9 protein-coding genes are annotated in these 11,406 nt (G+C 68.7%); all 9 read right to left on the bottom strand.

Annotated elements, in window-relative coordinates; genetic code table 11:
- Nucleotides 1-54: 54 nt before the first annotated feature.
- Nucleotides 55-915 carry a CDP-diacylglycerol--serine O-phosphatidyltransferase gene (pssA, locus tag ACWGJY_RS20395; protein WP_453262212.1) on the bottom strand — a complete coding sequence of 287 codons (861 nt, stop codon included), beginning with the start codon at nucleotides 913-915 and terminating at the stop codon, nucleotides 55-57.
- A complete protein-coding gene (locus tag ACWGJY_RS20390; RefSeq protein ID WP_030079423.1) occupies nucleotides 902-1,549 on the bottom strand; it encodes a phosphatidylserine decarboxylase in 648 nt (215 codons plus the stop codon). Before ACWGJY_RS20390 ends, pssA begins: the two co-directional genes overlap by 14 nt.
- Nucleotides 1,550-1,719: 170 nt before the next feature.
- Nucleotides 1,720-2,925: an acyl-CoA dehydrogenase family protein gene (locus tag ACWGJY_RS20385; RefSeq protein WP_453262211.1), complete on the bottom strand. Its 1,206-nt coding sequence runs from the start codon at nucleotides 2,923-2,925 to the stop codon at nucleotides 1,720-1,722.
- Between the two features lie 2 nt (nucleotides 2,926-2,927).
- Nucleotides 2,928-3,452: a MaoC family dehydratase gene (locus ACWGJY_RS20380; RefSeq protein WP_453262210.1), complete on the bottom strand. Its 525-nt coding sequence runs from the start codon at nucleotides 3,450-3,452 to the stop codon at nucleotides 2,928-2,930.
- Between the two features lie 5 nt (nucleotides 3,453-3,457).
- Entirely contained in the window at nucleotides 3,458-4,432 is a 975-nt protein-coding gene (locus ACWGJY_RS20375; protein ID WP_453262209.1) for an HpcH/HpaI aldolase/citrate lyase family protein, read from the bottom strand.
- Entirely contained in the window at nucleotides 4,429-6,465 is a 2,037-nt protein-coding gene (locus ACWGJY_RS20370; RefSeq protein ID WP_453262208.1) for a protein meaA, read from the bottom strand. Before ACWGJY_RS20370 ends, ACWGJY_RS20375 begins: the two co-directional genes overlap by 4 nt.
- Nucleotides 6,466-6,505: 40 nt before the next feature.
- Nucleotides 6,506-7,843: a crotonyl-CoA carboxylase/reductase gene (gene ccrA / locus ACWGJY_RS20365; RefSeq protein ID WP_453262207.1), complete on the bottom strand. Its 1,338-nt coding sequence runs from the start codon at nucleotides 7,841-7,843 to the stop codon at nucleotides 6,506-6,508.
- 598 nt (nucleotides 7,844-8,441) lie between these two features.
- Entirely contained in the window at nucleotides 8,442-9,242 is an 801-nt protein-coding gene (locus ACWGJY_RS20360; protein ID WP_453262206.1) for a TetR family transcriptional regulator, read from the bottom strand.
- Nucleotides 9,243-9,378: 136 nt separating this feature from the next.
- Entirely contained in the window at nucleotides 9,379-11,226 is a 1,848-nt protein-coding gene (locus tag ACWGJY_RS20355) for a 3-hydroxyacyl-CoA dehydrogenase family protein (RefSeq protein ID WP_453262205.1), read from the bottom strand.
- Between the last annotated feature and the right edge of the window lie 180 nt (nucleotides 11,227-11,406).

Here is an 11,406-nt window from a genome sequence, read left to right as displayed (position 1 = left end):
CGGGGGCCCGGGGCGAAGAACTCGCTCGGGGCCCGCGGCGTTGGGCGCGTTCCGCTAGGGAAGCTGTGCGGCGCGGGACTCGGCCCGCGACTCGCGGCGGTTGTCGCGGAAGGTGTTGACCCGCCGGGCCGTCGCGAACAACGGGATCATCGCGCCCAGGACCACCTGCAGGGCACAGCCGGTCTGCAGCAGCAGCTGGCCGCCCGGGGCGTCCAGGGCCCAGGCCGTGAGCATGCCCATGCTGAGCACGATCCAGCTGAGCATCGCCACCGCGAGCCGCCCCCGCGGCTTGGGGTACTCGACCCGGCTCACCATCAGCCAGGCCACCCCGATGATCGCCAGCAGCGTCGGCAGGAACGGCAGCTCCAGCAGCACGATGGCGACGACGGTCAGGGCGCCGAACGGGCCGGGCATGCCCTGGAACATGCCGTCGCGCATCGGCACGCAGGAGAACCGCGCAAGCCGGAGCACCACCGCCAGCAGCACCACGACGGCCGCGACCACGGACACCCGCTGGTTGGCGTCCTGGGTGACCATGCCCCAGGTGACGACGAAGTACGCGGGTGCCAGGCCGAAGCTGATCAGGTCGGAGAGGTTGTCGAGCTCGGCCCCCATCGCCGAGGCCCGCAGCTTGCGCGCCACCAGGCCGTCGAAGAGGTCGAAGACCGACGCCAGCAGCATCAGGATGACGGCCATCGCGGCGCTGTGCCGGGCCATCCCGCCGTCGTCCATGCCGGTCAGATGCGGGATCAGGACCCCGGTGGTGGTGAAGTACACGGCCATGAAGCCGCAGATGGCGTTACCGAGGGTGAGGGTGTCCGCTATTGACAGCCGCGTGGACAGCGGCATGTCGTCCTCGTCCTCGTCGGTCTCGGGCGCCCAGCCCGCCTGTGTCTCGGGATCAATCACGGTCAAGACGAGTCACCCCCGCGGTGGTCGCCTGGCCGACCTCGACCGCCACCTCGACGCCCTCCGGGAGGTAGACGTCGACGCGCGAGCCGAAGCGGATCAGTCCGATCCGCTCGCCCTGTTCGACCTTGGTGCCCTCGGGCACGTAAGGGACGATGCGGCGGGCCACCGCGCCGGCGATCTGCACCATCTCGATGTCGCCGAGCTCGGTGTCGAAGTGCCAGACGACCCGCTCGTTGTTTTCGCTCTCCTTGTTGAACGCCGGAACGAATCCGCCGGGGATGTGCTCCACGGACGTCACCGTGCCGGCCAGCGGCGCACGGTTGACGTGGACGTTCAGCGGGCTCATGAAGATCGCGACGCGGGTGCGCCCGTCCTTCCACGGCATGATGCTCTGCACCACGCCGTCGGCCGGTGAGATGACACGGCCCTGAGCGATCTCCCGCTCGGGGTCGCGGAAAAACCACAGCATGCCCGCCGCCAGTGCGGTGGTGGGCACGGCAACGGCGGCCCAGCGACCAGACCGGCGGGACCGGGCGAGGCTGACCGCTGCCGTGGCAACGGTCGGCAGGAGCCACGGCGACGCTCCGCGCGCGAGGCGGACGCGACCGCGTTGTGCAGAGGATTGGCTGTGGGGCATGGATGACCTTCGTAGCGGAGGATGCCGCGTAGGGATACGGGGGACGGCGGCTTTCCGGGGATGCTATCGGTTGCGGGCGGCAACTGGCCAAGAGCCAGAGCCAATCCGTGGCCGAAGAACGATGACGGGGTGTGATCTTCGTCTAGACCAAAGCAACCCAAACGGGACGTTCACCCCTGGATCCGGTACTCCTCGAGTAGCCGTCGCCCAATGATCATTTTCTGGATCTCGGCGGTGCCTTCGCCGATCAGGAGCATCGGGGCCTCGCGGTAGAGCCGCTCGATCTCGTACTCCTTGGAGAAGCCGTAGCCGCCGTGGATACGGAACGCGTCTTCCACTACCTCCTTGCAGTACTCGGAGGCCAGGTACTTGGCCATGCCCGCCTCGAGGTCGTTTCGCTGACCCGAGTCCTTTTTGCGAGCGGCATTCACCATCATCGCATGCGCCGCTTCGACCTTTGTTGCCATTTCGGCCAGTTTGAACTGGATGGCCTGATGCTGCGCGATCGGCTTGCCGAAGGTGTGCCGCTGCTGGGCGTAGGAAACCCCCAGTTCGAAGGCGCGCTGGGCGACACCGCAGCCACGCGCGGCCACGTTGACCCGGCCGACCTCGACGCCGTCCATCATGTGATAGAAGCCACGTCCGGTCTCCCCGCCGAGCACCCGATCGGCCGGAATCCGCAGCCCGTCCATGATCAGCTCGGTGGTGTCGACGCCCTTGTAGCCCATCTTGTCGATCTTGCCCGGAATGGTCAGTCCGGGCCGCACCTCACCGAAGCCGGCCTCCTTCTCGACGAGGAAGGTCGTCATCGACTTGTGCGGAGCGGTGCCCTCCGGGTGGCCCTCGTCCGTCCGGCACAGCACCGCGACCAGCGTCGACGAACCGCCGTTGGTGAGCCACATCTTCTGACCGTTGAGGACATAGTCTTCGCCGTCCCGCACGCCCTTGGAGGTGATGGCTGCCACGTCCGAGCCCAGCGCCGGCTCCGACATCGAGAAGGCGCCGCGGATTTCACCGGCCGCCATCTTCGGCAGGAAGTAGTCCTTCTGCTCCTGTGTCCCGTGCTGCTTGAGCATGTACGCCACGATGAAGTGGGTGTTGATGATGCCCGACACGCTCATCCAGCCGCGGGCGATCTCCTCGACGGTCAGCGCATAGGTGAGAAGGGACTCACCCAGACCGCCGTACTCCTCCGGAATCATCAGGCCGAACACGCCGAGTTCCTTCAGGCCCTCGACGATTTGCGACGGGTACTCGTCGCGGTGCTCCAACTCGGTGGCGACCGGCAGGATCTCCTTGTCCACGAAGTCGCGGACGGTGGAGAGGATTTCCCGCTGGATGTCGGTCAGGCCCTCGGTCTGCGCGAGACGGGTCATGGCTACTTCTCCTTCTTGGCCGGAGGGGCCTGCAGCTCCGGGCGGCCGGGCTGCTCGCCGCCGCGCTCCTTGATGTAGGTGGCCGTGGGGACCATGACCTTGCGCCGGAAGACACAGACCAGGGTGCCGTCCTGCTTGTAGCCCTTGGTCTCGACGTACACGATGCCGCGGTCCGACTTGGAGCGGGACGGCGTCTTGTCGAGGACGGTCGTCTCGCCGTAGAGCGTGTCGCCGTGGAAGGTGGGCGCCACATGCTTCAGCGACTCGATCTCCAGATTGGCGATGGCCTTTCCGGAGACGTCGGGCACCGACATGCCCAGCAGCAGCGAGTAGATGTAGTTGCCGACGACGACGTTCTTGCCGAAATCGGTCGTCCGCTCCGCGTAATTGCTGTCCATGTGCAGCGGATGGTGGTTCATCGTGAGCAGACAGAAGAGGTGGTCGTCGTATTCGGTGACGGTTTTTCCGGGCCAGTGCTTGTACACGTCGCCGACGGTGAACTCTTCGTAGGTACGGCCGAACTGCATGGTGCTTATGCCTCCGGGGCCTCGAATGTGGACGTGCGGGTCATGCCGGCGGCCCGGCCCTTGCCGGCGACGACCAGTGCCATCTTCCGGCTCGCCTCGTCGATCATCTCGTCGCCGAGCATCGCGGAACCCCTGGCCCCGCCCGCCTCCGAGGTGTGCCACTCGTAGGCGTCCAGGATCAGCTCGGCGTGGTCGTAGTCCTCCTGGGAGGGGGAGAACACCTCGTTGGCGGCCTCGACCTGACCGGGGTGCAGCACCCATTTGCCGTCGAACCCGAGGGCGGCGGCGCGGCCGGCGACCTCGCGATAGCCGTCAACATTCTTGATCTGAAGGTAAGGGCCATCGATCGCCTGCAGATCGTAGGTGCGAGCCGCCATCAGAATGCGCATCAGAATGTAGTGATAGGCATCCGCCCCATAACCGGGCGGCTGCTCGCCGACCACCAGGGACTTCATGTTGAGGGACGCCATGAAGTCGGCCGGACCGAAGATGATGGTTTCCAGACGCGGCGAGGCACCGGCGATCTCGTCGACGTTCACCAGGCCCTTGGCGTTCTCGATCTGCGCCTCGATGCCGATCCTGCCGACCTCGAAGCCCATGGTCTTCTCGATCTGCGTCAGCAGCAGGTCCAGCGCCACGATCTGCTGGGCGTCCTGGACCTTCGGCAGCATGAGGCAGTCGAGGTTCGGGCCCGCGCCCTCGACGACCGTGATGACGTCCCGGTACGTCCAGTGCGTCGTCCAGTCGTTGACCCGTACGACCCGGGTCTTGCCACTCCAGTCGCCTTCGTTCAGCGCCTCGACGATGTGGTGCCGGGCGCCTTCCTTGGCGAGCGGCGCGCAGGCGTCCTCCAGATCCAGGAATACCTGGTCGGCCGGGAGGCCCTGGGCCTTCTCCAGAAAGCGCGGGTTGCTGCCGGGAACCGCGAGACAGGAACGCCGGGGGCGCAGGCGGTTCACCGCGGGGTGGGCCTGGGTCATGCGGGGACCTCCAGGGGGTCGAGCTGGTTCGCTTTCCGGATCTCGTCGACGATACGGCCGATGATCTCCGTAATACCGAAGTCCTTGGGGGTGAACACGGCCGCCACTCCGGCTTCCCGGAGCGCGGTCGCATCGGCGGAGGGAATGATGCCGCCGACGATGACGGGTATGGGAGGGCTGCCGGGTCCGGGAGTGGTGTCCATGCCGGTGCGGCGCAGCCGGGCGAGGACGTCCGGCACCAGCTCGGCGTGCGAGCCGGACAGGATCGACAGGCCCACGCAGTGCACGTCCTCGGCGACCGCGGCCGAGACGATCTGCTCCGGGGTGAGCCGGATGCCCTGGTAGATCACCTCGAAACCGGCGTCCCGGGCCCGTACGGCGATCTGCTCGGCACCGTTGCTGTGCCCGTCCAGGCCGGGCTTGCCGACCAGCAGCCGCAGCTTGCCGCTGCCGAGCTCGGCCGCCGTCTTGGCGACCTTTTCGCGGACCGCGGCGAGCGGGGTGCCCTCCTCGGCGGCGACCGCCAGGGGGGCGTTGGAGACGCCCGTGGGGGCCCGGAACTCGCCGAAGACGTCCCGCAGTGCCCAGGCCCACTCGCCGGTCGTCACCCCGGCGCGGGCGCACTCCACGGTGGCCGCGAAGAGGTTGCCGTCGCCCGCGGCGGTCTTCTTCAAGGCTGACAGTGCCTCCTGGGCGCGCGTCTCGTCGCGGTTGTCCCGCCAGTCGTGCAGCGCCTTGACCACCCGTGCCTCGTTGGCCGGGTCGACGGTCATGATGGCCGTGTCGAGATCCGCGGTGAGCGGGTTGGGTTCGGTGCCCTCGAAGCAGTTGACGCCGACGATCTTCTCCTCGCCGGCCTCGATCCGGGCCCGCCGCTCGGCGTGCGCGGAGACCAGCTGCGACTTGAGGTAGCCGGACTCCACGGCGGCCATCGCGCCGCCCATCTCCTGGATCCGCTCGATCTCGGCGAGGCATTCGGTGACCAGGGCGTCCACCTTGGCCTCGATGACATGCGAGCCGGCGAAGATGTCCTCGTACTCCAGCAGGTCGCTCTCGTGCGCCAGGACCTGCTGGATGCGCAGCGACCACTGCTGGTCCCACGGGCGCGGCAGCCCCAACGCCTCGTTCCAGGCGGGGAGTTGCACGGCGCGGGCACGGGCATCCTTGGAGAGCGTGACGGCCAGCATCTCCAGGACGATCCGCTGGACGTTGTTCTCCGGCTGCGCCTCGGTCAGTCCGAGCGAGTTGACCTGGACGCCGTAGCGGAACCGGCGCTGCTTCTCGTTCTCGATGCCGTAGCGCTCGCGGGTGATCTTTTCCCAGATGCGGCCGAAGGCGCGCATCTTGCACATCTCCTCGACGAACCGGACACCGGCGTTCACGAAGAACGAGATACGGGCCACGACATCGCCGAACTTCTCCGCCGGTACCTGCCCGGAGTCCCGCACCGCGTCCAGCACCGCGATGGCTGTGGACATGGCGTAGGCGATCTCCTGGACCGGGGTGGCGCCCGCCTCCTGCAGGTGGTAGCTGCAGATGTTGATCGGGTTCCACTTGGGGATGTGCGCCACCGTGTACGTGATCATGTCGGTGGTCAGCCGCAGCGAAGGCCCCGGCGGGAAGACATGTGTCCCGCGCGAGAGGTATTCCTTCACGATGTCGTTCTGCGTCGTCCCCGCCAGCTTGGAGAGGTCGGCGCCCTGTTCCTCGGCGACCACCTCGTACAGCGCCAGCAGCCACATGGCCGTCGCGTTGATGGTCATCGAGGTGTTCATCTGGTCCAGCGGAATGTCCTGGAACAGCCGGCGCATGTCGCCGAGGTGGGACACCGGGACCCCGACCCGGCCGACCTCGCCGCGGGCGAGGATGTGGTCGGGGTCGTATCCGGTCTGCGTCGGGAGGTCGAACGCGACCGACAGACCGGTCTGGCCCTTGGCGAGATTGCGCCGGTACAGCTCGTTGGAGGCCTCGGCGGTGGAGTGGCCGGCGTAGGTCCGCATCAGCCACGGACGATCCTTCTGACGCTCAGTCATATCAGGCTCGTATCTTCGTGGTCCGGGAGTCCGAGTTGCCTCAGACGTTCCGGAACCGGTTGATGGCGTCGAGGTGCTTGGCGCGCATTTCTTCGTCGCGCACGCCCATGCCCTCCTCGGGGGCCAGCGCCAGCACGCCGACCTTGCCCTGGTGGAGGTTGCGGTGCACGTCGTACGCCGCCTGCCCGGTCTCCTCGAGGGTGTACGTCTTCGAGAGGGTCGGGTGGATCTTGCCCTTGGCGATCAGCCGGTTGGCCTCCCACGCCTCGCGGTAGTTGGCGAAGTGCGAGCCGACGATCCGCTTCAGCGACATCCACAGGTAGCGGTTGTCGTACTCGTGGTGATAGCCCGAGGTCGAGGCGCAGGTGACGATGGTGCCGCCCTTGCGCGTGACGTACACGGACGCGCCGAAGGTCTCCCGGCCGGGGTGCTCGAAGACGATGTCCACGTCCTCGCCGCCGGTCAGCTCGCGGATGCGCTTGCCGAAGCGCTTCCACTCCTTGGGGTCCTGGTGGTGCTCGTCCTTCCAGAACTTGTAGCCCTCGGCGTTGCGGTCGATGATCGCCTCGGCGCCCATCTTCCGGCAGATCTCCGCCTTCTGGTCCGAGGAGACCACACAGATCGGGTTGGCGCCGCCCGCCAGCGCGAACTGGGTGGCGTAACTGCCGAGCCCGCCGCTCGCGCCCCAGATCAGGACGTTGTCGCCCTGCTTCATCCCGGCGCCGTTGCGGGAGACCAGCTGGCGGTACGCGGTCGAGTTGACCAGACCGGGCGACGCCGCCTCCTCCCAGCTCAGATGCTTCGGCTTGGGCATCAGCTGGTTGGACTTGACCAGCGCGATCTCGGCCAGGCCGCCGAAGTTGGTCTCGAAGCCCCAGATCCGCTGCTCGGGGTCGAGCATGGTGTCGTTGTGGCCGTCGGAGGACTCCAGCTCGACGGACAGACAGTGGGCGACGACCTCGTCGCCGGGGCCCCAGGCGTTGACGCCGGGCCCGGTGCGCAGCACCACACCGGCCAGGTCGGAGCCGATGACGTGGTACGGCAGGTCGTGCCGCTTGGTGAGCGGGGAGAGCTTGCCGTAGCGCTCCAGGAAGCCGAAGGTCGACATCGGCTCGAAGATCGAGGTCCAGACCGAGTTGTAGTTCACGGAGGAGGCCATCACGGCCACCAGCGCCTCGCCCGGTCCCAGCTCGGGCACCGGCACGTCATCGACGTGCAGCGACTTGCGGGGGTCCTTCTCCTTGGTCTCCAGGCCGGCGAACATGTCGGCCTCGTCCTTGTGCACGGTCACCGCGCGGTAGGACTCGGGGAGGGCCAGCGCGGCGAAGTCGGCGCTGGTGGTGTCAGGCGTGAGGATTGCGTCCAGGATTTCGTTCACGGGGTGCCTCCGGCGGTTGGGGCCTCCCCTGCTCGACCGAAGTGGAGAGCTTGGGGAACCGTTGAGGGGAAACGGCTTGAGGGAACGTCGGGGGTGGTGCGGGAGGTGGTGCCGTCGGTTCGGCCGGGGTGGCACCGTTGCCGTCGCCTCTGCGGGGGTTGCAGAGCCGTCGGCCGCGGAGCCTGGCAGCGCCGGCTCCGCTTCGCCTTTGCTTGTGACAAGGGCCTTGGAAGCAAAGCGGCGCGATGCCCAGCGGCAGCTGGGAAGTGCCTGTGACGCAGGCATCCGGGCGGACAGCCACGTAGGGCTGGTGGGACAGCCGGCGCGCGTTGGTTCTCAGCACGCCGGCCGCCCGGACACTCTCAACGTATGACACCGCGTGCCAGTCGACAAGACACTGAGTGCCAAGAATTTCTCTCAGATGTCATCCGGGCGGCACGCATGAGCAAAAGATGGCCGATGGGAGGCGTGGTAATGACGCAAAGAAACGGGGTGTGCGCGCAGCGTGCGCGGGGAGGGCGTTACGCCATTCGTGTCGCGGCCCGGCCCGCTCAGGGGTGCCGGGCCGCGATCATGTCCGGTTGCGGCCGGATGACCGTTACTTGTGTTCTTTGATCGCCTTGCGGATGGTGCGCATGACCTCGTCCAGCGGTGCGTCCGTGCGGGCCACCGCGACCAGCACCTCGCCCTCCCGCGAGACGGCCGCCGGGGGGTTCTCCCCGCTGCCGGTGCGGCCGGCGCCGATGCCGGCGCCGAAGGTCTCCCGGACGATCTCGAAGGCATGGTCGAGCTGCGCCTCGACATCGCCCTGGGCGCCGGCCCGCAGCCAGCGCCGCAGCACATGGTTGTGCGCGGTGACCACGGCGGACGCCGCGACCTCGGCGAGCAGCGGATCGTCGTCGCCCTCGCGGTGTGCGCCCTCGTCGAAGTGGCCCAGCAGATAGCGGGTGAACAGCCGCTCGTAGCGGGCCACCGAAGCGATCTCGGCCTCCCGCAGGGTGGGCACCTCGCGGGTCAGGCGGTAGCGGGCCACCGACACGGCCGGGGAGGCCGCGTACATCCGCATGACTTCCTTGATGCCGCGGCAGACCGTGTCCAGCGGATTCTCGTGCGGCGGGGCGGCGTCCAGGACGGCTTCCGCGCGGACGAGGGTGTCGTCGTGGTCGGGGAAGATCGCCTCTTCCTTGGAGCGGAAGTGGCGGAAGAAGGTACGCCGGGCGACGCCCGCGGCGGCTGCGATCTCATCGACCGTCGTCGCCTCATAGCCCTTGGTCGCGAACAGCTCCATCGCCGCCGCCGACAATTCGCGGCGCATTTTGAGCCGTTGCGCCGCCGCCCGGCGGGTACCGGGAGTGACGGTGTCGGCGTCGGTGAGCTGGTTACGAGCGGGCTGGGACATGTGGGGACGGTACTGCATATTTACGCGGCCTGCGGCATGAGGTGCAGCCTGTGCCCCTGTGAGCGGGGGTGGACCGCCGTCGGGTTCCAGCAGTCCACCCCACCCTCCCCCGGCCGGGCCGGAGTGCCGCCACGCGTCAGCGCCGGGCGTACTCACGGAAGCCGCGGCCGGTCTTACGGCCGAGGCAGCCCGCGGCGACGAGGTGCTCCAGCAGCGGCGCCGGGGCCAGCCCGGGGTCGCGGAACTCGGCGTGCAGCACCTTCTCGATGGCCAGGGACACGTCCAGGCCGACCACGTCGAGGAGTTCGAACGGGCCCATCGGGTAGCCGCCGCCGAGCTTCATGGCGGCGTCGATGTCGTCCAGGGTCGCGTAGTGCTCCTCGACCATCTTGATCGCGTTGTTCAGATACGGGAACAGCAGCGCGTTCACGATGAATCCGGCCCGGTCCCCGCAGTCCACCGGGTGCTTGCGGACCTTGGTGCAGACGGCCCGCACGGTGGCGTGGACGTCGTCGGCCGTCAGGACCGTACGGACCACCTCCACCAGCTTCATGGCGGGCGCCGGGTTGAAGAAGTGCATCCCGATGACGTCCTGCGGGCGCGAGGTGACGCGGGCGCAGGCCACGACGGGCAGGGACGAGGTGGTGGTCGCCAGGACGGCGCCCGGCTTGCAGACCTTGTCCAGCGTCTTGAACAGCTCCTGCTTGACCGCCAGGTCCTCGGCCACCGCCTCGACCGCCAGATCGACATCGGCGAACGCGTCGAGCGATCCGGCCGGGGTGATCGCCGCGAGCGCGGTGTCCCGGGCCCCGGCGGTCAGCCGGCCCTTGTCCACCGAGCGGCCCAGCGACTTGGCGATCCTGGCCTTCGCCTGCTCGGCCTTCTCCAGGCTGCGGGCGGCCAGCACGACCTTGTAGCCCGCCTTGGCGAAGACCTCGGCGATACCGCTGGCCATCGTCCCGGAACCGGCCACCCCGACGCCGGTGACCGTCCGCCCGCCCGCGAGCTCATCGGCGGCCGCCGGGCTCTCCGCGTCCGGCACGACCGTGGCTCCACCGGCTACCGCTGGGAGGTGCCCCCAGCCGGGGGCGTCGTACGTGTAGAAGCCGCGGCCCGCCTTGCGGCCGGTCAGCCCGGCCTCGGTCAGCTGGCCGAGGATCGGCGCGGGGGCGTGCAGCCGGTCCTGGGACTCGGCGTACATCGCCTCCAGGACCGTACGGGCGGTGTCCACGCCGATCAGGTCGAGCAGTGCCAGCGGGCCCATGGGCAGACCGCAGCCCAGCCGCATCGCGGCGTCGATGTCCTCGCGGGTGGCGTACTTGGCCTCGTACATCGCCGCGGCCTGGTTCAGATAGCCGAACAGCAGGCCGTCGGCGACGAATCCGGGGCGGTCGCCCACCGCGATCGGGTCCTTGCCCAGGTCGCGGGCGAGTTCCGTGACGGCGGCGACCGCGGTGGGCGCGGTGAGCACCGAAGAGACCACCTCGACCAGCTTCATGGCGGGCGCGGGATTGAAGAAGTGCACCCCGAGCACCCGCTCGGGGTGCTGTGAGTCGGCGGCCAGCCGGGTCACGGACAGCGCATTGGTGCCGGTGGCCACAATGGTGTCGGGACGCACCACGGCGTCCAGCCCGGCGAAGACCTGCCGCTTCAGCTCGTAGTCCTCGGGCACCACCTCGATGACGAGGTCGGCGTCCGCGGCGGCCTGCAGATCGGTGAAGGTACGGAACCGGGCCAGGATGTCCTGCCGCTCCCGCTCCGTGATGCGCTCGCGCCGCACCGCACGGGCGGTGGCGGATTCGAGGGCCGCGACAGCGTGCCGGGCGGCGGCCTCGTCGGTGTCGATACCGATCACCTCGCGGCCGGCCCGGGTCAGCACCTCGGCAATGCCGGTGCCCATGGTGCCCAGGCCGACGACGGCGACGGTGGAAAGGGACAGGGGGGAGGCTTCAGTTGAGAGATCAGGGGTGGACTGAGGGCCCATCGCGAGACTCCTGAGGGTGTTCCCCTGAGGGCAGGGGAGAAGTGACGACTGAGGGGTGTCCGCGCGGCGCGAGAGCTGTCGTACGCGCAGCGGCCGGACAGCGGCGGTGAGCCGCGGGGGCCGCGGCGCTGCGGGAGCGCCGGCGGTGTGGGAGACGCGGCGGCCCTGTCCCGGGGCCGT

This window comes from Streptomyces sp. NPDC054765 (assembly GCF_053612065.1).
This window is presented reverse-complemented; position numbering and strand designations above follow the sequence as displayed.